Annotated in this window: 15 protein-coding genes; 14 read left to right on the forward strand and 1 reads right to left on the reverse strand. The window is 31.8% G+C overall.

Translation table 11 applies throughout. The features are described from left to right. The 4 genes from Q0776_RS14485 (at window position 1) to Q0776_RS14500 (ending at window position 7,624) form a co-directional block, all read left to right on the forward strand. Window positions 1-2,511, forward strand: a complete 2,511-nt coding sequence (locus Q0776_RS14485; RefSeq protein WP_298369725.1) for a sugar-binding domain-containing protein — start codon at window positions 1-3, stop codon at window positions 2,509-2,511. Between the two features lie 32 nt (window positions 2,512-2,543). Then, complete coding sequence (locus tag Q0776_RS14490) at window positions 2,544-4,043, forward strand: alpha-L-fucosidase (protein ID WP_298369727.1); 1,500 nt, start codon at window positions 2,544-2,546, stop codon at window positions 4,041-4,043. A gap of 68 nt (window positions 4,044-4,111) precedes the next feature. After that, window positions 4,112-6,073 (forward strand): hypothetical protein, encoded by a 1,962-nt coding sequence (locus Q0776_RS14495; RefSeq protein WP_298369730.1) that lies wholly within the window; start codon window positions 4,112-4,114, stop codon window positions 6,071-6,073. A gap of 12 nt (window positions 6,074-6,085) precedes the next feature. Further along, window positions 6,086-7,624, forward strand: a complete 1,539-nt coding sequence (locus Q0776_RS14500; protein ID WP_298369732.1) for an alpha-L-fucosidase — start codon at window positions 6,086-6,088, stop codon at window positions 7,622-7,624. A gap of 158 nt (window positions 7,625-7,782) precedes the next feature. Here the strand turns inward: Q0776_RS14500 and Q0776_RS14505 are convergent, their stop codons facing one another. Further along, window positions 7,783-9,414, reverse strand: a complete 1,632-nt coding sequence (locus tag Q0776_RS14505; RefSeq protein ID WP_298369735.1) for a hypothetical protein — start codon at window positions 9,412-9,414, stop codon at window positions 7,783-7,785. A 355-nt stretch (window positions 9,415-9,769) separates the two neighbouring features. Between Q0776_RS14505 and Q0776_RS14510 the strand changes: the two genes are divergently transcribed. The 10 genes from Q0776_RS14510 to Q0776_RS14555 all read left to right on the forward strand — a co-directional run bounded on the left by Q0776_RS14510 (window position 9,770) and on the right by Q0776_RS14555 (window position 25,050). Further along, on the forward strand, window positions 9,770-11,071 hold the full coding sequence (locus tag Q0776_RS14510) for a family 43 glycosylhydrolase (protein WP_298369738.1): 1,302 nt from the start codon (window positions 9,770-9,772) through the stop codon (window positions 11,069-11,071). Window positions 11,072-11,086: 15 nt separating this feature from the next. Then, entirely contained in the window at window positions 11,087-11,896 is an 810-nt protein-coding gene (locus Q0776_RS14515; protein ID WP_298369741.1) for a sugar phosphate isomerase/epimerase, read from the forward strand. Window positions 11,897-11,926: 30 nt separating this feature from the next. Continuing rightward, window positions 11,927-13,360, forward strand: coding sequence for a Gfo/Idh/MocA family oxidoreductase (locus tag Q0776_RS14520; RefSeq protein ID WP_298369744.1), 1,434 nt, complete (start codon window positions 11,927-11,929; stop codon window positions 13,358-13,360). Window positions 13,361-13,362: 2 nt separating this feature from the next. After that, on the forward strand, window positions 13,363-14,934 hold the full coding sequence (locus Q0776_RS14525) for a sulfatase-like hydrolase/transferase (RefSeq protein WP_298369746.1): 1,572 nt from the start codon (window positions 13,363-13,365) through the stop codon (window positions 14,932-14,934). A 14-nt stretch (window positions 14,935-14,948) separates the two neighbouring features. Beyond that, window positions 14,949-16,400: a sulfatase gene (locus tag Q0776_RS14530; protein ID WP_298369749.1), complete on the forward strand. Its 1,452-nt coding sequence runs from the start codon at window positions 14,949-14,951 to the stop codon at window positions 16,398-16,400. Window positions 16,401-16,412: 12 nt separating this feature from the next. Continuing rightward, window positions 16,413-18,179, forward strand: a complete 1,767-nt coding sequence (locus Q0776_RS14535) for an arylsulfatase (protein ID WP_298369751.1) — start codon at window positions 16,413-16,415, stop codon at window positions 18,177-18,179. Between the two features lie 236 nt (window positions 18,180-18,415). Continuing rightward, on the forward strand, window positions 18,416-20,494 hold the full coding sequence (locus tag Q0776_RS14540) for a LamG domain-containing protein (RefSeq protein ID WP_298369754.1): 2,079 nt from the start codon (window positions 18,416-18,418) through the stop codon (window positions 20,492-20,494). A 137-nt stretch (window positions 20,495-20,631) separates the two neighbouring features. Continuing rightward, window positions 20,632-22,053, forward strand: coding sequence for a glycoside hydrolase family 28 protein (locus Q0776_RS14545; protein ID WP_298369757.1), 1,422 nt, complete (start codon window positions 20,632-20,634; stop codon window positions 22,051-22,053). A gap of 6 nt (window positions 22,054-22,059) precedes the next feature. Continuing rightward, the gene (locus tag Q0776_RS14550) at window positions 22,060-23,505 is read left to right on the forward strand and encodes an alkaline phosphatase D family protein (RefSeq protein WP_298369759.1); all 1,446 of its coding nucleotides are present in this window, start codon (window positions 22,060-22,062) and stop codon (window positions 23,503-23,505) included. A gap of 6 nt (window positions 23,506-23,511) precedes the next feature. Next, window positions 23,512-25,050: a sulfatase-like hydrolase/transferase gene (locus Q0776_RS14555; RefSeq protein ID WP_298369762.1), complete on the forward strand. Its 1,539-nt coding sequence runs from the start codon at window positions 23,512-23,514 to the stop codon at window positions 25,048-25,050.

A 25,050-nucleotide genomic window follows, 5' to 3' on the forward strand; every position in this document is an offset into this window, starting at 1 on the left:
ATGAGGTTAATTTCAAAAATTCGATTTGTATTTGGGTTATTTCTGTTGATGAGTATTTCGTTAATAGCTCAAGAGAAGAAATCGCCAAAAAGAATAGTCCACGATTTAAGTGGATTCCATTGGAAAGTACAAGGAACATTACCTGGTAGAGGTTTAGAAGAAAAATTTCCTGAAATTAGTTACGATCATATGGGAGATGCTTTGAACTGGGCACCAGCTCACGTTCCAGGAGATGTGTTTACAGATTTATGGAGAGTTGGTCGTATTGAAGATCCTCATTTTGGAAGAAATAGTGTTAAAGCTAAATGGGTAAACGAATATGAGTGGTGGTATTTGAACATTTTCAATGTGCCGGAGGAAATGAAAGGTAAAACCATTGAATTGACTTTTGATGGAGTTGATTATGCTTGTGATGTTTTTGTAAATGGAAAAATGTTGGGTACGCACGAAGGAATGTTTACTTCGTTTTCTTACGATATTACAGATTTAGTAAGTTTTGAATACAAGCGTAGAGGAAGAAATACATTGGCAGTTCGTTTGCATCCAGCACCAAGGCGTTACAGTCAGGTAGCAGGAAGAAAACCTGCTTGGCACGGAGACTATTGGGTTGATGTGGTGCCAACAGGAATTTGGAAACCAGTTCGATTAGAGGCTTTTGATGCTGCAAAAGTGAAAGATATTTACGTAAAATCTAAACTAGGAAAGAAGAATGATGCAACTTTAGATATTCAGGTTGAAGTTGATAATACTACAAGCATTGCGACATCTGTTGATATTGAAATTGAAGTTCAAGGAGAAAATTTCAAATCAAAAACGTATACAAAAACAATTCAAAAAACTTTAGAGGCTGGAACAAATACATTGAAGACTTCAATAAAAATTCCAGATGCAAAACTATGGTATCCGTGGGATTTGGGTGATCAAAATTTATATACAGCCAATGTTTCTGTAAAAAGTAATAATAAACTGTTAGATGCAGATAAGTTGTTATTTGGTGTTAGAGAGCTAAAAATGGAAATGAATCCAGGTTATACTAAAGACGAAGTAGAAAATCCGTGGACGGTAATGGTAAACGGAAAACGTCACTTTATTCGTTCAGGAACTTGGGGTGGGCCACCAGATATTTTCTTTGGAAGAGCATCAAATGAAAAGTATGAAAAATTTGTGCGTTTAGCTAAAGAAGGAAATATGAATAACCTTCGAATTTTTGGATGGCACCCAACAGAAATTCCTTATTTCTATGAGCTGTGTAACCGAGAAGGAATTACGGTTTGGCAAGATATTTTACCAATTGCAAGTTTATCGTTACCTAAAACAGAAGAGTTTAAAAAGGCTATTTTTTCTGAAGCCATTTCTGTTGTGAAAGATTTACGAAATCATCCTTGTATGGTTATTATTGAAGGTGGAGAAGAAATTTTAATGACAGCTTCTGATCCGTTATACAATCTTAATTTAATGAAAGAATTAGGAAAGGTAGTTAAACCATATACCGATTTACATTATGTTCCAGTTTCACCATTAAGTGACCACGTTGGTATTGAATTAGGTTTTAAACCGAAAGAAAGTACTCACGCAAATGGATTATTTTATGGTGAAGGAAGAAAGAATATGGAACGTTTCTTTAATAGCAAAGATTTTGCAGCGGTGCCAGAATTAGCCATTTCATCGTGTCCTAATGTTGAAAGCATTAAGAAATTCATTCCAAAAGATGAATTATGGCCGCCAGGACCAAGTTGGGGACATCATTGGACAGATTTTGATACGTTTAGAACCTTAAATTTCGATGCTTTAAATACGCAGGCTACTGGAAGTATGCAAGAATTTGTAGATGCTACTCAAATTGCACAAGGTGTTATTTTTCAATATGGTTTAGAATACTTCCGAAGAAGAAAACCAAAATCTAGTGCTATAAGTATTTGTCATTATATCACTTTTGCACCAGATATGAAATGGGGAATTGTAGATTATTACAAGCAGCCAAAAATATCTTATGACTATGTGAAAAGAGCTTATCAACCATTATTAGTGAGTTTGGAGCACGAAAGAAGACGTTGGTTGCCAGGAGAAGATTTTATTGGTAAGTTATGGGTTGTAAACGATTTATATAAAGACTTTAAAGCTTGTAAAGCTGAAGTTGTTTTTTATGATACTAATAAAAATGAAGTTAAAAGAGAAATTGTAACTATTGGAAATGTAGCTGAAGACAGCTCAAAAAAATATGCAACTTTAAAGTGTAAAGTTCCAGGTAAATTAGGAGATCAATTTCACGTAGAAATTGAAATGAAAGACAAATCTGGTAAAGTAGTTTCAGAAAATAACTATTTGTTATTAGTTGGTGATGAAAAAGTTGATTTACCTAGATTAAGAGAAATTGGACAAGAAGCTATTGATAAAAAAGCGAAATATGGTTCGCACAATTATTTAAGATATTTTGAAGGTTTAAACGGTGCTCGCGGAGTAAAACAAGCAGACGAAAAGTTACCAACAGTTAAAGAGTTTGACAAAAACTAATAGTGTAAATTAATGTAATTTTAGAATTAAATATGAGATTTGAATTTAGATTATTATTAAGTGTTTTCTTGTTTGTGCATTCAGTTTCTGGTCAAAACAAGATAAATGAGCAATTTGAGCCCAATTGGGAATCTTTGTCAATGTATGAATGTCCGGAATGGTTTAAAGATGCCAAATTTGGAATTTACACACATTGGGGAGTATATTCTGTTCCAAAAGCACCAGGGAAAACAGATTGGTATGGACGATTTATGTATGCAGAAGGGACATCAAATAATAAGCATCATTTAGAAAATTTTGGACCAGTAGATAAATTTGGATACAAAGATTTAGTACCACTTTTTAGAGCCGAAAAGTTTAACGCTGATGAATGGGCCGATTTATTTGTGAAAGCTGGTGCCCAGTTTGCAGGTCCGGCTGGTGAACATGCGGATGGTTTTTCAATGTGGAATTCAAAGGTTAATCCTTGGAATGCCGTAAGCAAAGGCCCAAAACGAGATATTGTTGCTGAAATGGAGAAAGCAATTCGTAAACGAGGATTAAAATATGTGGTAAGTTTACATCACTCTTGGCTTTGGGGATGGTTTCCAACCTGGCAAGAAGGAACTGATTGTTTTAACCCAGAAAACGCTTCTTTATATGGCGAGAAATTACCTAAAACATCTCGTAAAATAGAAACTAAAGAAAGGGTTAAAAATTGTAATCCTATGCCTAGTAAAAAGTTTGAAGAAGTGTGGTTAGAAAAGGTAAAAGAAGTTGTTGAAGGCTACTCGCCCGACTTATTATGGTTTGATAATCGTATGGAGATTTTATCAGAAAGCATAAGGCAAAAAATGGTAGCTCATTACTATAATTTTGCTGCAGAAAACAATATAGAAGCCGTACTTACTTTTAAACGCCCAGATTTACCTCTTGGTGTTGGGACAGTGGATTTAGAGAGGGCGCGTATGCCAGAAATTTATCCTGAGCCTTGGCTAACAGATAATTCAATTTCAAGAAATACTTGGAGTTGGACTACAGATTTAGAATGTTATTCAGAAAATAGATTGATTGATGATTTAGTAGATATTGTTAGTAAAAATGGATGTTTACTGCTTAATGTTGCTCCACACCCTGATGGTACAATTCCAGAAGAACAAAAACAACGTTTATTAGCCATGGGAAACTGGTTGAAATTAAATGGTGAAGCAATTTATAAAAGTCGTCCATGGTTAATTTATGGAGAAGGACCTACTGAAACAAAAACAGGACATTTGGCTGATAAGAGATTTGATGGGTTTACTGATGAAGATATTCGTTTTACAACAAGAAATGGTCAATTATATGCCATTGCATTGGGTTGGCCAGAATCGGGTGTTTTACCAATAAAATCATTGGGAAATACAGCTTATAATGGAGCAATTAATAGCATTGAACTAATTGGCTGTAACGAGAAGTTAGAATGGGAACAAAAAGAACTTTCATTGGAAATTAAACTTCCAACGAAAAAACCATGTAATAATGCCTTTGTATTTAAAATTAATAGAAACTAAAGCAAACAATGAAATAGCTGTTAATACACCTAAGTATAAATTGAAAGAATAGCTTAATTTCAAAAAGAATGAAAAAAATAAAGATTTTAATAGCATTAATAACAATTTTCAATGTTGGTTGGGCTCAAAAAACAGAAGTTAATGTAAACCTGCAAACCAAACACGTTGTTGGGGAAATTGAAGACTTTGATCGTGAAAAATACATAACCATTCACGCAAGTATAGAGAGTGATTGGTCTGGAGATCACGTTAGTGAAGATATTAGATCAGAATTTTTAAATACATACGATGTGTATTTAGGAAGAGAAACCGGAGGTTTAAAAGGAGCACTAAACCGTGTAAAAGAAGATCCAAACAGAAAGGGGTTTGCAGATGTTTTACACTTAAAAAAGTTAGGGCAAAAAACTATTAATTCCTACAAGAAAAAAGACCTAAAACAGTATGATAATAGGCTAAACAATATGGTAATTGGCTCACAATTTCATCCTATTTGGCCAGATGGTTCTAAAACGCAACAAGGCTGGTCACTATCACAAAAAGATACCGAACAAGAACCTTTAGGAACTGCAAGTGGTGAATATATGGCGCATTATATCAAAGAGTTTTTTTCTTCAGATAAAAAACGACCAAAGTTTATAGAGGTTATTAATGAACCAATGTGGGATTTAATACCTAGAAAAAATAGAGGAATAGCAGAAAAAGAAAATGAAGCTGTTCAGAAAATGGCCAAATTTCATTCTTCAGTGGCACGTGAAATTAAAAAAATAAACCCAGATGTGTTGGTAGGTGGTTTTACCTGTGCGTTTCCCGATTTTGAATTTTACGACTTTAATAGATGGGAATATAGATGGAAACAATTTATTGATCTAACTGGAGATGATATGGATTTTTGGTCACTTCATTTTTACGATTTTCCGTGTAAACAGAAATACGAAAATGGAAAGTTGACTTATGTTAAAAAGTATAGAAAAGGAAGTAATATTAAGGCTTCTTTAGATATGTTGGAGCAGTACAGTATGCTAAAGTTTGGTAAAATTAAACCAATGGTAATTTCAGAATACTCGGTTCAAGCACATAGGTATAGAGACTTGGCTTGGACACCTTGGCGAGATTTTTTGTATGTGAAAAGTGCTAATTCAATGATGATGACTTTTATGGATCACTCAAATTCAGTGGCAATGTCAATTCCATTTTTTATGTTGAAATCTGAATGGGGAAGAACTAAAGATGGTCATCCATATCGTAGTAGATTGTTCCGTCAGCAATTTGAAAAACAAGGAGAAACAGGAGATCAATGGGTGTATACGGATTTGGTTCATTTCTATCAATTATGGTCTGACGTTAAAGGAAAACGAGTTGATATTACTTCAAACAATATAGATATTCAAACAGATGCTTATGTAAACGGTAAAAAAGCCTATATAATTTTGAATAATTTAACTGAAGAAAAGGTTTCATTAAAATTGAATGTTTTCAATCAGCAAAATAATGTGCTAAAAAGAATAAAAATTAAACATCATTATGCGCCTTATAAACCTGTAGAGATTGAAAGAGAAGGTATGGTTGAAGAGAAAGTAGTTAAAAGTTTGGACGAAATAGAATTAGAGGCCGAAGGGACTATGATTTTAGAGTATACTTTCAAAAAATCAATTAAACTTTCAGAAAGAAAAGAGGAAACCAAATATTTTTCAGAAGAATATTTAAAGCCAATTAAAGCTAACGAAGAATTAAATTTTAATATAAATAATGTTGAAATTGTTGAAAATTCTAAAGCAGTTTTAAGAATTGGAATAGGAAGAGATCACGGTAAAAGCTTGAAGCCACAAGTTCAGATAAATGGAGTAAATATTAACGTTCCAGATAATTATGCGGGTTTACCACAAGCTGAAAGAGATAGATTTTATGGTGTTATAGAAATACCAATTGACACCAAATTACTTACAACAAACAATAAAATAAGTGTGAAATTTGCTGATAACGGAGGGCATTTAGCAACTGTAACAATGAAAGTCTTTAACTTTAAAAAGTAAATGAAATTAATAATGAATATCAGAAATTTAATAATTGCAGTATTGGTAGTGGCTAGTCTTTTGGCTTGTACAGAGCAAAAGGCTGCACAGCAAAATAAGGAAGAACAAAAAGTAACTCATTTTGAACCAAATTTTGAGTCGTTGTCCAAGCACAAAGCAGCGCCAGAATGGTTTCAGGATGCAAAATTAGGAATGTATTTTCATTGGGGGCCTTATAGTGTTCCGGCCTATGGTAGTGCTTGGTATCCTGCTAATATGTATATAAAAGGAAGTTCGGTAAATAAGTTTCACGAAGAAAAATTTGGGCCAATTGATGAGTTTGGTTACGAAGATTTTATTCCAATGTTTACTGCTGAACATTTTGACCCTGAAAATTGGGCAGATTTATTTGAAATGACCGGGGCTAAATTTGCAGGCCCTGTTGCTCAACATCACGATGGTTTTGCAATGTGGGGAAGCAAAGTAAATCCGTGGAATGCAGTTGATATGGGACCAAAAAAGGATATTTTAGGAGAGTTGTTTACCTCTTTGAAAAAACGTAACATTAAAACCTTAGCTACTTTTCATCATGCGCGTAATGGTCAAAGAAATGCTGATACACCAGAATATTGGGGGCGTAATGGTTTTAACAGTCATTATCCATATCAACCAGATTTGCCAACAGCAACAACAGATCCAAAACTTCGTAAATTATTTGGGAATTGGGAAAACATTGAAGACTTCAACCAATATTGGCTAGATCAAGTTGAAGAGGTTGTAGATAACTATAAACCAGATATTTTATGGTATGATTCGTGGCTAAATATGATTCCTGAAAATAAAATCAATGAAATGTTGGCTTATCATTTTAATAGTGGTATTGAAAACAACCAGGAAGTTGTAGTTTGTAGTAAACATCAAGATATTCCTTTAGAGATTGGAATTGATGATTTAGAGCAAGGTGGGCGCAGAGATATTTACCCTTTACCTTGGATGACGGATATTACTTTAAGTAATAGTCGTTGGATGTATGTGGAAGGTGAAAAATATAAAGATGCGGCATTGGTGGTAAGAAATATGATCGACGTGTGGAGCAAAAACGGGACTGTATTACTTAATATTTCACCTAGAGCCGATGGAGTTATTAATAAAGAACAACGAGCTATTTTAAAGGATATTGGAGCTTGGATGGAAGTTCATGGCGAGGCGGTTTATGGCACACGACCGTTTAAAATTTTTGGATATGGTAACGCTAATGCGTCAGATGCTTCTCACGATGGGCAATCGGCTAAAGTGAAATACACGGCTAGTGATGTTCGTTATACCGTTGCTAAAGATAAAAAGTCAATGTATGTATTCTTTTTAGGAGTTCCTAAAGCGGGGAAAACTATTAAAATGAGAGCTATTGGTGGATTTCACCGTAATTTACCACCTTCTCCTATAAAAAATATTAAATTATTGGGTGCAAATATTGATATAGAATGGAAATTAACTCCACAAACCTTATTACTTACAATGCCAAATGTAGATTATAATCCTATAGCTACTGTTTTAAAGCTTGAATTAGAATAAATATTCATAATGTATTATTAAAAAAGGGTTATAAAACACTGTTTAATAACCCTTTTTATATTATTGAAATCGTCATTCTGAACTTGTTTCAGAATCTAATTAGATTGGTACTTAATTATAATAAGAACCCGAGAAGTATAGTATTTGAAAATTTAATTTTACAAGTTTGTAATATAGTCTTCTAAACTATCGGAACGTTCAAGTCCAAGTTTTTTACGAATTCTAGACCTAGATATATTAACACTATGGGGTTCAATATTTAAAATTCGAGCCATTTCTTTAGTGCTAAATTTTAATTTTATTAAAGCACAATGTTTTTGTTCTGTAATAGTTAAATTGGGGTGTTTTAATTTTAATCTGTTGTAAAATTCAGAATTAACTTCTGTAAATCTTAAATTAAATTCATCCCATAAGTCTTTAGCACCTTTTTTATATTTTGAATTTAAAGATTTGTATGAAGTTGGTGATTTTTCTTGTAGAATTTTTAATAATTCATCTATTGCACTGTCTTTATCAATTAGTTGTAAAGCGTAAGAGGTTAGTTCTTTGCTTTTTAATTTCATTGCTGCCTCATTTTTTTCCTTTTCTAATTTAGATTCTAATTCTGTTTCAGCTTTGTCTAGTAGAGATTTTTTTAATTTTAAACGAATTCTAGAAACCCAAAAAAGCACAATTCCAAGAATAAACACAAGCACAAGAATTATTTTTAACCTAAATTGGGTTTGCTCACCTTCTTTTATGGTAATGTTTTGTTCACTAAGTAAGTCGTCTTTTTTTCTAAGTGATTCTAAATAAGTGTTTTTTATTTCTAATAATTCACTATAAGAATTGTTTTTAGATCGCATAATGCTATCAGTAATTTTATTTTTTCTTACAAGATAATTATATGCTTTTTTTGATTGGTTTTTGTTAAAGTAAGCTTTCGAAAGTTGAGCTAAAACCGTAGAAGTTTGATATTTTGAAATATTTAAATCTTCCATCATCTTTAAACTCTTTTCATAATAATAAATAGAGCTGTCTAATTGATTTTCTTTACTTTTTAATTCACCTAAATATGAAAATATTCGAATATTTTGACTTACATTTTCATCTTCTGTTTTAGATTTTGAATTGTGTAAAAGTTTGTAAGCTTCATCTAATCGGTCTAATTTTAACATTAGATAACCTTTTTCAATTTCAATATTAGCCATTAAATAGCTTTTATTGTTAATTATTTTTTCTGTAAAAATGCAAGAGTCGAGGTATTTAAGAGCTCTGTTGAAATTTCCAGTTTTACGCTGTTTACCGGCAAGATTTAAATAATTAAGATTTAATTGCTGTGCGTTTTCACTATTTTCAATAAGTATTTCTTTAGAATACTGTAATGCGCGTTCTAAATGATATAAAGATTCTTCATCTTTATTGAATATTTCATATAAAACGGATAGTTTTCTATGAACCGATGCTTTTGTAGAATTGTTATCGGTTTGTTTTACCAAATACAGGGCTTCCCATAAATGGTCAAAAGAAAGACTGAATTTTCCTTTTGATTTTTGAATATCAGACATTTGTAAAAGGCATTGAACAGTCCTTTTAGAATTGTTTGTTTTTTTAAAAAAAATATAACCTTTTTTTAAGCCTTCATAGGCTTCATCAGGGAATTGTTTTGATGTTTTAGAAATATCAGATATATAGGCTGTATAATAGGATGTTGAATCTGTTTTTATTCGTTTATTCTTTTTTTGAGCGTTTCCAATTGGTGAAATTAGGATGAAAACAAAAAAAGAAAGAGTTAAATTCTTAGTTATCAAATCTATAGGGTTTTTGATTGTAAACTTTAGTGCATTATTATTCATATTAGTAACAATTGTAAAAGTACAAAAATATTATTCTTGTATAATGTTTATATATTTTGGTTTGCTTAATTTCAATTATTTAGAACTTTTTTAATTTATTAATATTAAGATTTTTTTTCGAGCAAATAATACATTTAGACAAATCAATAGAAAAGTTCTTGCATAATAGAATAATTATATGCAACGTATGTATTTTTATTTTTGATATAGGATATTTAAAACTAAATTTGAAAGGCTTCTTTTTTTTAAAATAATGATAGAAGTTTTAATTAGTTATTAAAAAAAATCAATAAGAAAAAAATGAATAATTATGAGTAAAATCAAAAACATGTTTAAAAGTTTAATTTTATTTGGGCTATTAATTGCGTTGGTTGCATGTGGAACTGAAACTCAAAAAGAAACCTCAGAAGCCGAAATAAATGAAAAACCGATTAAAGTTTTTCCACAGAAATTACCTATGGAAAAACCAGATATGGAACTGAGTGCTGCATTAAATAGATTATATGATGCATATCCAGCACCAAAACCGCAGGAAAACGAATTATTTTCTCAATTTAAATATACCGAATTAAAAGGTTTTGATTACAATAATCATGACGGAACAATATCAAGAAGAGATCCGTCAAAAGTAATTTTCGAAAATGGGAAGTATTATGTTTGGTATACTTATAGAAATACACCAACACCACCACGAGGAGCAAAGGAATGTACAGATGTTATTCCTTCATCAGATTGGGATTTAGCTGAAATCTGGTATGCAACAAGTGAAGATGGTTTTACTTGGGAAGAACAAGGAGTTGCAATAAAAAGACCTGAAAAACCAATTGTTGGTTGGAGAGCAGTTACTACTACTGATATTTTAAAATGGAAAGGAAAATATTATTTATACTATCAAGGTTTTATGGAAGCAAGTGGAAAGCGTGGAGATGATTGCCCTGTTGCTGTGTCATATGCCGATTCTCCTGACGGACCTTGGACGCCTTATAATAAAATTGTAATTCCAAATGGAGGTGAAGGAGCTTGGGATCAATTTTCTATTCACGATCCATATCCATTGGTTCATAACGGAAAAATTTATTTATACTATAAATCAGATTTTGGGCAAAAAGGAGATTGGATTCGTATGCAAGGTTTAGCAACTGCTGATAATCCATTAGGACCTTTTACAAAACATCCTTTAAATCCTGTAATAAATTCAGGTCACGAAACTTCATTATTCCCATTTAAAAGCGGAATAGCAGCTTTAGTTTATAAGGACGGTAACGAGCATAATACAGTTCAATATGCAGAAGATGGAGTGAATTTTGAAATTGCGGCAATATCTGAATTAATGCCTTATGCAGCAGCACCATTTGTTCCTGATGCTTTTACAGATACTAAAGATGGTAGAGGAATTACTTGGGGATTATCTCACTTTATTAATTTGGGAGGAAAAGGTCAATTTCATTCTATGTTAGCTCGTTTTGATTGTGACTTAAGTAGAGATGTAAATGACCATATTTTTAAAGAACCTAGAGTTATGTATGGTCCTGATTTTTATTTCAAACAAAATTTAACGGCAAAGCAGAAAAAAAGAATTAATTCTGAAACCGAAACTTTGCGGAAAAATTAATTTCAATCAATAATTATGAAAACTTTTATATTTAGTTCAGTAATGTTTTTTATGGCTGCTGCAACAGTTTTGATTGGTCAAAATAAAATTGGTTGTCAGGCTTGGTCCTTTAATGCCTATACACTGGAAGAAACACTAGAAAAAATGGAAAGTCTTGATATAAAATATCTTGAGATGTATCCTAAACAAAGAATGAGTCCTTCAGATAGCAGTTTTACTACCTTTAAAATGCCTAAAGATCAAATTGTAAAACTAAAATCAATGCTGAAAAAGCACCACGTTAAGGTTATTAGTTATGGGGTAATTTCATTAAGAAAAAGATCAGATTGGGTTCAGTTATTTGAGTTTGCAAAGGAAATGGGGATTAAAACCATTGTAACAGAGCCAGATCAAAATCAAATTCCTGTTATAGATGAACTTTGTCAGAAATATAAAATTTATGCAGCAATTCATAACCACGCAAAACCAAAAAGACATTGGTGGAACCCAGCAAATGTTAAAGATGGTATTCTTAATAGAAGTAAATATTTAGGAGTTTGTGCAGATGTTGGACATTGGAAACGATCAGATTTAGATATCATTTCATCTTTAAAATTGTTAGAAGGTAAAATTTTTGAACTACATGTTAAAGATGTGGATATACCAACATTAAATGCTAAATGGGTTCCAATGGGTGAAGGAATAATTCCTTGGAGTGATGTGTTTCAAGAATTAAAAAAACAAAATTTTAAAGGAAATTATATCATTGAGCACGTTGCAAAGAAAGATGTGATAATGGATGATATGAGAGTAAATTTAGAATTAATTAAAGCGAATTTAAAATAGTTATTGCTAGAATTTAACACCAAATATATTATGACTAATTTTTCAAGAAGAAAGTTTTTATATACCTCGGGAGCTGCAGCAGCAGGAGTAATGTTGGTTCCAAGTTTAATGAGTTTTTCACCAAATAGTACCGTTAATGTTGCCGTTATTGGAGTTGCAGGAAGAGGATTGAATAACTGGACTCAAATGTTGGGGATTAGAGGAGATGGTAGAAGAATTAAGGATGGTTTAGAGCCTGCTGGACCAAGAAAAGCACATCCACATGTTAGAATAGTTGCATTTTGTGATGTAGATGATAATAAAGCTGCACCAGCCTATAAAATACTACCTGATGTTCCTGTTTTCAAGGACTTTAGGGTGATGTTAGATAAAATGGATAAAGATATTGATGCAGTAATTGTATCGACTCCAGATCATACTCATTTCGCTGCAACAATGGCCGCAATGGAAAGAGGAAAACATGTGTATGTTGAAAAACCTTTAGCTCATGATATTTGGCAACTTCGTACTTTAAAAAAGGCAGCCGCATATTATGGAGTTGTAACACAATTAGGAAACCAAGGTCATGCTTCTGATGGAATAAGAAGTGTTAAAGAGTGGTATGATTTGGGTTTAATTGGTGAAGTAAAAGAAATTCATGCGTGGTTTAATGGGCCTAAATTTGGAGATCATTTATGGTTTAATAAACCAAAAAATTATCCGCCAAGCGCTGAACCTATTCCAGGTACTTTAGAATGGGATTTATGGTTAGGACCTGCAAAAAAGAGAGATTTTAGCCATTATTATTTACCAAAATGGTGGAGGTCTTATTTAGATTTAGGTACGGGAATGCTTGGAGATTGGGGTTGTCACACTTTAGATGCGCCATTTTGGACATTAGATTTAGGTATGCCAACATCGGTAAAACCTACATTTAGTAAATTAAGTCCAGTTCCTGCTGATTTTGGACCAGATCAATCCATATTGAATTTTAAATTTCCTGAAAGAGGGAATAAACCAGCTGTGGATTTAATCTGGTATGAAGGTGGTAAAAAACCTGAAAACAGATCTGAATGGGGAATGAATAAAGTGCCAGGAAATGGTATGTTAATGGTTGGAGAGAAAGCAACGGTATTTACAGGGGGAAAACCTTATGCACCGAAAATTTTAATGCCGAAAGCAGATTGGGAAGCATTTAATAAAAAAGGCTGGGAAAAAAGTATACCACGTATAAAAGATGAAAGTCCACATGCTGAATTTATTGATGCAATTAGAGGAAATGGATCAAAACCAGGGTCTAGTTTTGAATATGGTGCAGATTTAACTGAAGTTGCTTTATTGGGTGCATTGGCTCAAAGATCTAATAAAAAAATTGTGTATGATGCAGCGAATATGGAGGTTACAAATCATCCAGAATTAAATAAATATGTTAAAGAAGAAGTACGTTCAGGTTGGTCGTATGGAGAAAATCTTTGGAAAAAATAACTATGAGAAAGCTATCATTATTATTACTAAATGTTCTTTTGTGTATTTCAATAAATAGTTGTGCTCAAGTAGAGAAAACGAAAATTAAAAAGATTCAAAAACCTAATGTAATCGTTATTTTGGCTGATGATGTTGGTTATGCAGATGTTGGTTTTCAAGATGTTGTTCAACCGGATATAACTACACCAAATTTAAACAAACTAGCCGAAAATGGTATTGTTTTTAGAAATGCCTATGCTAGTTCTCCTGTTTGTAGTAATTCGAGATTAGCACTATCAACGGGTCGCTATCAACAACGTTGGGGCGCCTATTATTATGGTCAAGGTGGTTTACCTTCAAATGAATATACTATTGCCGAAATGATGAAAGAGGCTGGTTATAAAACAATGAAGGTTGGAAAAACACATTTAAATAATGGTCCAAAATCTGATCCTATGAAACACGGTTTTGATCACTGGTTAGGGTTTAAACATCATTCATGGGATTATTTTTTACTAAGCGAAAAAGATGTTGAAGCTTATGAGAAAAAATCTCCGGGTAGTAGTAAAAAAGCAAAAATGGCTCCATTTGGTCCATTAACGAGAGATAGTAAAACAACAGAATCTTTTGAAAACACAAATACAACAGAAGTTTTTACAAATGAGTCCATTAAGTTTATAAAAGAAAGTGATGATGAACCTTTCTATCTGCAATTAGAATATAACGCTGTTCATACAGCATTAACAAGAGCTCCAAAGATTCTTCAGGAAAAATATAATGTTCCAAAAAGACCTTTTAATCGTAAAGATGAGGTGTGGGAATACCCTCATTGGGATCCAATTGCTCAACCTGATTATAATGAGTGGTATGATCAAACATGTCATTTAGGTATAACTGATGCCTATGGAAGAAAAATCTATTTGGCCCATTTAGAATATATGGATATGATGATTGGGAATATTGTTAAAACATTAAAAGAAAAAGGAATTTTTGAGAATACAATTATTTTCTTTTCATCTGATAATGGAGGTTCAGATCAATCTTATGCCAACAATGAACCGATAAATGCGTATAAATATTGTTTAATGGATGGTGGAATTAAAGTTCCAATGTTTGTTTCTTGGCCAAAAGAATTTTCAAAAAGCCACAAAGTTGATGCAACTGTAACGCATAGAGATTTATATGCAAGTCTTTCAGAAATTACCGGAATACCTCCTAAAAAGGAGTTAGATGGAAAAAGTTTAATTCCATTATTAAAGGGAGAAACAGTAAAATTACATTCAGAACCGCTGTTTTGGGATTCTGGACCTAGAGAAAAAAATTGGGTAGTTAAAGATGGAGACTGGAAATTGGTTTTTCGTGATAAATCTAAGAATTACCATAAATTCGAATTGGATGATAATGGTCTTGTAAAAGATAAATTAATAGAAATTCCATTAACTAATGGAATGCAATTGTATAATTTAAAAGAAGACCCAAACGAAACAAATAACCTTGCAATTTCAAATCCTGAAAAAGTTGTTGAAATGGAAAATTTGTATAAAAAATGGAGATTGCAAATGGCAGATCCTATTAATGGTAAGAAGGCCAAATAAAAAAACACATTGAAATGAAAAAAAGTATTTTTTTAATCATATTAACTGTTTTATTATTTAGCATTTCTCAGGCACAAAACAATAACAAGTCACAACCAAATATAGTTTTAATATTTATTGATGATGAAGGTTATGGAGATGTAGGAGTTTATGGAGCAACTGGTTTTGAAACACCAAATCTGGATAATATGGCAAGTGAAGGTATGCGTTTTACAAACTTTTACTCGGCTCAACCAGTATGTAGTGCTTCAAGAGCTGGAATTTTAACAGGTTGTTATCCAAACAGAATTGGAATTAATGGAGCACTATTTCCACATCATAAGGTAGGTTTAAATTCAACGGAATATACAATGGCCGAAATGTTTAAAGATCAAGGTTATACAACTGCTTGTTTTGGAAAATGGCATTTGGGGTGGCAAAAAGAATTTTTACCATTACAACATGGTTTTGATGAGTATGTTGGGTTACCATATTCAAATGATATGTGGCCATACAATAACGCAACTGGACACAAATTACCAAAAGAAAGTAACCGCTCAAAAATGCCTGAATTGCCTTTAATTGAAGGTAATATGAAGATTAATGAAATTAAGAGCTTAAAAGATCAAGATATATTAACAACACTTTATACTGAAAAAGCAGTTGACTTTATAAATAGAAAATCAGACAAACCATTTTTTCTTTATGTACCGCATACAATGGGTCACATTCCTTTAGGAGTTTCAGATAAATTTAGAGGTAAAAGCGAGCAAGGTTTGTACGGAGATGTTATGATGGAGATCGATTGGTCGGTTGGTGAAATTTGGAAAGCACTTGAAAAAAATGGAGTTGCTGATAATACAATTTTTGTTTTTACAACAGATAATGGTCCTTGGCTAAATTTTGGAAATCATGCAGGTTCTTCAGGAGGTTTACGAGAAGGAAAAACAACTAGTTGGGAAGGTGGCCAAAGAGTACCGTTTATTATTAGATGGGCAAATAATATTCCAAAAGGTACAGTTTGTAATAAGTTAGCGTGTGCTATTGACTTGTTACCTTCATTTGCAGCCGTAAGTAATGGTAAATTATCAGAAAATAAAATTGATGGTGTTGATATTACTTCTCTTTGGAAAGGAGATTTTAAATCTGAACCAAGAGAATCAATTTTGTATTACTACGGAAAAAATAATTTGAATGCAGTTCGAAAAGGTAATTGGAAATTAGTACTGCCACATTCTTGGAATTCATACAATACAAAACCGGGTAATGATGGTGTTGGAGGTAAAAGAATTAAAATGAATGTTGAAAAAATGGAGCTCTATAATATGATGCGTGATCCTGGCGAACAATACAATGTAATTGAATCTTACCCTGAAAAGGTAAAGGAGATTATGGTTGTTGTTGAGAAGGCAAGAAAAGAGCTGGGAGATCTAAATGTTGGAATTAAATCTGGTAGTGGAACTAGAGAAATGGGAAGGTTAAAATAAATATTTTTTTCAATGAGAATACTAATAACAATTATCATAATAGCTAGTTGCTTTAATGTCTTTAGTCAAAACAAAAAACCAAATGTTATATTAGTTCTAACGGATGATCAAGGAATTGGAGATTTAGGTTGCCATGGAAATCCTTGGTTAAAAACACCAAATATCGATTCATTTTATAAAGAATCTGTAAGATTTACCGATTTTCACGTAAGTCCGGTGTGTACACCAACGAGAGGAGCAATAATGTCAGGTCGTTATCCTATTAATAATGGTGCTTGGGCAACTTACAAAGGTAGGGACGCACTTTCAGAAGGAGCCATCACAATGGCTGATTTATTTAAAAAAGGAGGTTATAAAACAGGAATGTTTGGTAAATGGCATTTAGGTGATAATTATCCGGTAAGACCAACAGATTGTGGTTTTGATGTTGCGGTACACCATAAAGCGGGTGGTGTTGGCGAATTATCTGATTATTGGGGTAATAATTATTTTAATGATATTTACTATGTTAATAATGAACCAAAACAATTTGAAGGCTACTGTACCGATGTTTGGTTTAATGAAGCAATGAAATTTATTGAAAACAATAAAGAAAAACCATTTTTCATTTATCTTCCAACCAATGCACCTCACGGACCACATTATGTTGATGAAAAATATGCTAAACCTTACAGAGAAAAAGAAGGAACGGAAATTGTAAATGCAAAATTCTTTGGTATGATAGCCAATATTGACGAGAATTTTGGGAAGCTTGAAAAATTTCTAAAAGAGCAAAAACTTGCCGATAATACCATTTTAATTTTTATGACTGATAACGGTGCTACAGGAGGTGTAAGTCGTGATGAAAAGAGAGGTTACAATATGGGACTTAGAGGAAGAAAAGGTCATAGAACCGATGGAGGGCATTTAGTGCCATTTTTTATTAGATGGAAAGACGGAAAAATTAAAGGAGGAAAGGATATAAGTGAAACAACAGCTCATGTAGATTTAATGCCAACACTTGCCTCACTTTGTAATTTAAATATTCCAGAAAGTAAAAAGCTTGATGGAGTTGATTTAACTTCACTTTTCAATAATAAAAAAGGAAAGTTAGATGAAAGATCTGTTTTTGTGCATAGTAGACAAGATTGGAGACCTCCAACTGATGTGGTTGAAACGTGTATTGTTAATGGTAAATGGCGATTAGTTCACGGGAAAGAATTATACAATGTTGAAAATGATAGAAAACAGCTAAATGATATTTCAGCGCAGAATTCTAAAATAGTAGAAAAATTATTAGTGGATAATAGCAAGTTTTTAAAAATCTCAAAATTGAATTCTGAATACAATCAAATTCCATCTTCAGTAATAGGAAATAAAAATCAGAAAGAAATTAAGCTAACAATACAACATGCTATTGGTGAAGACAGAGGTATTTGGAAAAGTGAGCAAGTTGCAGCAGGAATGAAGAACACAAATAATACACATGCTTTAAAAATTGAAAAGAATGGAACGTATTTAATTTCTTGTAGAAGATGGCCAAAAGAATGTTCAGGACCCATACTAGGAATCCCTTCTGAAAATCCAAAAAATTGGTTTGATTATAAAACAATCTCTCCTGAAAAAATTAGAATTTCTATAGCCAATCAAATGTTTGAAAAAGAAATCGGAGTTAATGATGAAGAAGTAGTTTTTGAAGTGAATCTTAAAAAAGGAAAAACTTTTTTAGTAAATGATTTTATTGAAGGAAAAGAAAAATACGGAGTGTATTATACATACATATCTAACATAGGAAGCTAAAATGTTCTGTTGTAATTCTACTAAGTTTACAGTATGTTGAAATTTGAAGTGGGCAGTCAATCAAATATCCTTTAGATAATAACCACATTAATTTAGGTCATTTAAGCTATTTTCAAAAACATTTGTACTATGGTGTAGCTTTAAGATGTTTTATATTTGAAGTATATTATATTTTAAATTGAAGGAAAAGAGTTATTTTTATCAATTCAATAAAACAAATTACAGATTGTAATTAAATGAGATTAGCAACACTTTTATTTTTTGTTTCAATACTAACGGTAACGTTGCATGCTCAAAATTCAGAAGATGCACCTTTCTTTTCTGAAGACTTATTTACGCAAAGTAGTCGAGTAGAAAGTAATTTAAAGCCAAATAGTAATGATGCTGTAAGAGGTAGAGTAGCTGATTTTTTGGTGGAAGCTGATAGTTGTTTTACAATACAATCAAATAAACGAAGTAAAGATATATCGGTTAGTTTTTGGTTTTTGCCTAAACAATTAGATGTGCATTCAGGTACTTTAATTGGTGAAGATGGTGTTTTTTATTTTCGTTATTTGTCTAACCGACAAATTCAATTCAATCACTTTCATAGAGCAGATATAAATACAGAAAGTTTACTGAGTAATAATGTTTGGCAACATTTGGGTTTTACCTTGTCTAAAAAAGGAGAACTAACTATTTATTTTAATGGCGAACCAGTTTTAAAGGAAACCATTTCTTCTAATTGGTGGAAACAAGAAGCTTCAAAAATAATTATAGGAAATGATAGGTATGGCGTAAAGGCTGAAGGAAGTATAGACCGTTTAAAAATTTGGAACAGAACATTGACTTCCAAAGAATTTAAAAATGATTTCGAAACTTCATCTTTTCAAACAAATCTTTATCACAAATTACAAGCATATTTGCCTTTGCAGGGTAATTTTGAAGATCAATCTTTAGAATCAAAAGATATTGAACTTGTAAGGGATATTGACTTTGTAAATGATTCTGAAAAAGGAATTGTCGCTAATTTTAACAAAGAAACTTCACTTTTAAAAATTAAAAATTTAAAGTTTGATAAACAGCTCACCATTTCCGCTTGGATAAATCCAGTTAAGCAAGAGGGAGTTATGGGAATTGCTGGTAATAAAGATTTTTCTTTTCGTTATAAACCCAATACTCAAAGCTTATGGTTTAGTGTACCTATGATGTTTAAAACTGTTAGTACACAACCAAAAGAAGATATTACAAACTGGTTGCATTTGGCGGTTACAGTAAATTATAATCATAGAGTTAATTTTTTTATAAATGGCAAACTTGTAGATAGTAAAACTATTGGAGGAAATACAGGGAAAGAGGATTATTTAGAAATTGGTAAAAGTCTTTGGGGTGATACTTTTAAGGGGCAAATGAGTCAATTTGCTATTTGGAATAAAGTGCTTTCACCAAAAGAAATTAAATCGGTTTTTGAAGGAAAGTTAGAAGCAGATAAATTGCTGTATAAAAAGAAGAATAATACAACAGTATATCTAATAACAATATTTTTACTAGTAATAGTTTTTGTACTTGTATATTTAATTTTAAAAAAAAGAAAACAACAAAAAGTTAGAGTGAAAAAAGCTGTTGTAACTCTGCAATTTCCGCAGAAAAACGCTATTTATTTGTTTGATGTTTTTAGAGCCTTCGACAAAAATGGTAATGATATTTCACACGAATTTACACCAACATTAGTACGATTATTCAGTTTAATTTTACTGTTTCCAAGAGTTGTTAAGAGACATATTGGTTCGGCTGAACTTTCAGATGTTTTATGGGAAACCGATACTGTTTCGCAACAAAAAAATAATAGAGGTGCAAATATGCATAGGCTTCGTAAAATTTTAAAGGAGTTTAATGGCATAACCTTAAATTATGAAGATAAAAAGTGGAAATTTAATTTAGATGAACAATTATTTATAGATGCTGTTTTTTATAATGAAGCTTCCAATGAAAAAGTAATTGCCTACCCATTTAAAAATTTACAATTATGCAAGTCTTTAAAAATTGCAAATTTCGATACTGTAATTTCTCAACTTAATGAGCAACATATTCAAAAAACAAAAGATATTTGTGCTGGAAATTTAGATGTTGAAGATTGGGAAACTCTTAGAAAAAGTGCTAGTTTATTGCTAAGCATTGACCCTTTATCTGAATTGGCATTAAAGTATAAAATAACAGCTTTAGTAGGTTTAAATGAAAAGCAATTGGCATTAAATTGCTTTAAATCATTTGCGGCTAATTACAAAGTGATGCTAGTTCAAGAATTTCCTTTAACTTTTGAAGAATGTATGTTTTAGTTCTAAAACATATGTGTTTTACAGCTATTTAACCCTTTTTTTAACCCTTTTATTTACCTAGTTTTTAATCTAGTAGTTCTTTTATTTGTATATATATTTAAGAGTGTTAATTATAATTTACAATAGAAAAAAGAATCATGAGAAAAATTAAAGCGTATTTATTAGCCGTTTCGTTAATTATATTATTTGTGTCTTGTTCTACTAAAACTGTTTGGGATGTTAGAGATTATGGAGCAGTTGCAGATAAAACAACTATTAATACCAATCCCATTCAAAAAGCAATTGATGAATGTAACAAAGCAGGTGGAGGAACAGTTTTAATAACTGAAGGAACTTATTTATCTGGAACAATTTTATTGAAAAGTAATGTAAACCTTAAAGTGGCAGAAGGAGCTACTTTATTGGGAAGTATCAATCCTAATGATTATCCAGCAGTTGAACCATTTATTGACGCTACAGGGCAATATAGAGGGCAATGTTTTATTGGAGCAATAGATATTGAAAATGCTTCAATTACAGGTAAAGGAACCATTAACGGTCAAGGAGAAATGTTTACGCCTGCAAATATTAAAAAGACAGTTAAAAAATTAGGGATAACGTTGGCTAAACCAGATTTAACTGGATTAATTTCAAAAACCAATAAATACGTTAGCAGTACAATTAGAACTTCAAACCGACCTTTTTTGGTTCGTATGGTTCGTTCAAAAAATGTAAAATTAGTTGATATTCATTTACGTCAGCCTGCCGCTTGGACATTGCACTTTTTAGAATGTAATAATTTTGAAGTTAATGGAATTAGTATTCATAGTCATGCAAATAAAAACAATGACGCTATTGATATAGATTCTAGTACAAATGGTGTAATTAGAAATGCAACTATAGATTCTGGAGATGATGCTATTTGCTTTAAATCTACAAGTCCAAAACCAACTACAGATATTGAAGTTTACGATTGTAAATTAAAAAGCCATTGGGGAGCCATAAAATTTGGAACAGAATCTATGGGTGATTTTAAAAATATTACTGTTAGAGATTGTTTTGTTCACGATACAAAAGGTGGAGGTATTAAAATTTTAAGTGCCGATGGAGCCAATGTAGATAATATTTTAATAGAAAATATTACTATGGAAAATGTTGAGATGCCAATCTTTATCCGTTTATGTGAGCGTCGTTTAGTTTATAGAAATGCTGAAAGAAAACCGGTAGGAAGCATTAATAACGTAGTAATTAGAAATATTACAGCTAAAGTTACAGATACTGCAGACTTAAGAATGAATCCACCAACAGGTTTTTATTTTTCAGGGACACCAAATCATAAATTAGGAAAAATTACTATTGATAATGTCAAGGTTGATTTGCCAGGAGGAGGAACTTTAGAAGATGCTAAAATTGTAGTTCCAGAAAATGAAATTCAATATCCTGAGTTTACCAAATTAGGAGCAACACCAGCTTACGGATTGTATGCAAGACATATCGAAAATTTAAAAACCAACAATATTTCTTTCACCCTTAGAGGAAAAGATGAAAGAAAAGAAGTTGTTAAAATTAATGTAAACTAGTTCGTAATGAAAACTAAAGGTTTCAAAATTTTTATAATTTTTTTAATTCTTTTTGTTGATAGTTTTTGTCGGGCTCAAGAAAATGTTTTTTTTACAACTGGAATAAAAATTGGAGAGGTTACTGAATCCTCAGCTATAATATGGACAAGATTATGTGCTTCGGAAAAGCCAAACCCAATTAAACACGAAAGGAGACCTGCTCCTTATAGAGCTCCAAAAAAATATAATGCAAAAATGCCAGTGAGTGAAATGGACGGAGAAGTTGCAGGAACTTTTGGAGAAGTAAAAATAATTCTTAAAAGTATAGGTCATAACTTAGAAACAGATTGGGAATTTGTATCGTCGTTAAATGATTATACGTTCAATAAAAAGATTGAAGGTTTAAAATCAAACACAAAATATGCTGTTGAATTATTAGGGAGAAAATTTAGAGGAAGAGCAAAAAAAGGGGTTGAAAAACCTCTAAAACCTTCAACCTCAATTAAAGGAAGTTTTACAACTTCGCCTTCAGCAAAAGATATTATTCCAGTAACATTTACATCTTCAACTTGCCAATATTTTTGGGATTATGACGATAAAGAACGGGGCTTCAAAATATACGATGCTATGAGAAAATTGAACCCTTTATTTCATTGTCAAACAGGTGATTTTGTCTATTACGATAAACCAGGGCCAATGGCTTTAACCATTGAGCAAGCTAGGTATAAATGGCACGCAATAAATGCTTGGCCAGCTTCTGTAGATTTTTATTCTGAAGTTCCTTTATATATACAAAAAGATGATCACGATTTATTAAGTAATGATTCTTACCCAGGAATGCCTCCTTTCGGTGAAATAACTTATGAAGATGGATTAGATATTTGGTATGAGCAAGTTCCATTGAAAGGTAAACCATACAGAACTTTTAGATGGGGGAAAGATTTGCAAATTTGGCTTGTTGAAGGAAGAGAATATCGTTCTCCAAATCACTTACCAGATAGTCCTGATAAAACAATTTTAGGTAAAGAACAAATAAAATGGTTTAAAGAAACTGTTGAAAAATCTAATGCTACATTCAAAGTATTAATTTCTGCAACTCCCGTTGTTGGACCAGATAGAGAAAAAGGAAAAAATGATAACCACGCAAACTTAGCTTTCAAAACAGAAGGTGATTGGCTTCGTAAATATTTAGCTGATAACGATATGCAAGTTGTTATAGGTGATAGACATTGGCAATATGTTTCTGAAGATAAAAAAACAGGGTTAAAAGAATTTAGCGCTGGACCAACAAGCGATTGTCATGCGCAAGGTTGGAGTCAAGATGATAAAAGAGAAAATCATAAGTTTTTAAGAGTTAATGGAGGATTTATTTCCGTGAAAGTTTACAGAGATAAAAATACTCCAATCATAGAATTTCTACATCACGATGTAGATGGAAACATTGTAAATAAAGAAGTTATAATCAAAAAATAAAATAGAATGAATAGAATTGTAATTATTTGTGTGTTAGCCGTTTTATCGGTATTTCAAATAAAAGCTCAAAAAAAACCAGATAAACCAAATGTGCTTTTAATTTATACAGATGACCATAGGTATTCTGGTATTCATGAACTGGCAGGCGAAGCAGTAAAAACTCCAAATATTGATGCTTTAGCTAAAGAAGGAATCATTTTTACAAACACGTACTTAATGGGAGCATACAATGGCGGAACGTGTATGCCAAGTAGAGCTCAATTATTAACAGGTAGAAATTTATTCAATTTAAAAGGTATAGGACGTGTTATACCAAAAGAACATAAAACTATAGGAGAAACATTTCAATCTGAAGGTTATAATGCACATTTTGTAGGTAAATGGCATCAAGACAATCAATCTTTGGGTAGAATGTTTACAAGTGGAGGTTCAGTAATGAGTAGAGGAATTTATTTAACAGATCATTATAGAATGCCTTTATGGGATTGGCGAGCAGATGGAAAATATAAAAAAGATGAAGCTTATATTTTTGTGTACGATAAAAAAGGAAATATTGTAAAAAGAGCAGTTGATAAAAGTGAAGTAAGAGGGCCAATAAATAACGAGCATAATGGGCCTCATACTTCTGAAATATATGCTGATGAAGCAATAGATTTTATTTCAGAAAATAATAAAGAAAAACCATTTTTTATGTACTTGGCTTTTCACGCTCCACACGATCCTAGACAAGCTCCAAAAAAATATAAGGATATGTATCCTGAAGATAAAATGGAGTTATTACCTTCATATATGCCACAACATCCTTTTGATAATGGGCATATGACAATTAGAGACGAAGCTTTGGATACGTGGCCAAGAACTCCAGAAATTGCCCGTAAACATTTATCAGATTATTATGCAATAATTACACATTTAGATGCTCAAATAGGAAGAGTAATTAAAACGCTAAAAAAAACAGGACAATATGAAAACACTATTATTGTTTTATCTGGAGATAGCGGATTAGGTGTTGGAAATCACGGATTGTTAGGAAAACAAAATGTATATGATGAAGATGGAATTCACGTTCCTTTTATTATTTCAGGAAAAATTAAAGGCAAAGGAAAAAGATATGATGCCTTTAGTTATATACACGATATTTATCCAACAGTTTGCGATATTGCTAATATTGAAATTCCTAATTCAGTAACTGGTAAAAGTTTATTACCAGTTATAAATGGTGAAAAAAAACAGGTGAGAAATTATACGTATCACGCGTACAGACAACACCAAAGAGCGTTTAGAAAAGGTGAATATAAATTAATAGAATTTGTAAGAGCACCAGACAGTGATAAAAAAACGAATGCAACATTTGTTTCTGGTACTAAAACAACCTTGCTTTTCAATTTTAAAAAAGACCCTTGGGAAACGACTAATTTGGCATTTTTACCTGAATATAAGGAGCTTTTAGCTTCTATGAGAAAAGAAATGAGAGCAAAAGCAATTGAACTAAACGATTATAAAGAACACAATAATTACCCTGTTGATTTTTGGGATTATTATTAA

The sequence above is a fragment of the uncultured Lutibacter sp. genome (assembly GCF_947495725.1).
Classification (GTDB): domain Bacteria; phylum Bacteroidota; class Bacteroidia; order Flavobacteriales; family Flavobacteriaceae; genus Lutibacter.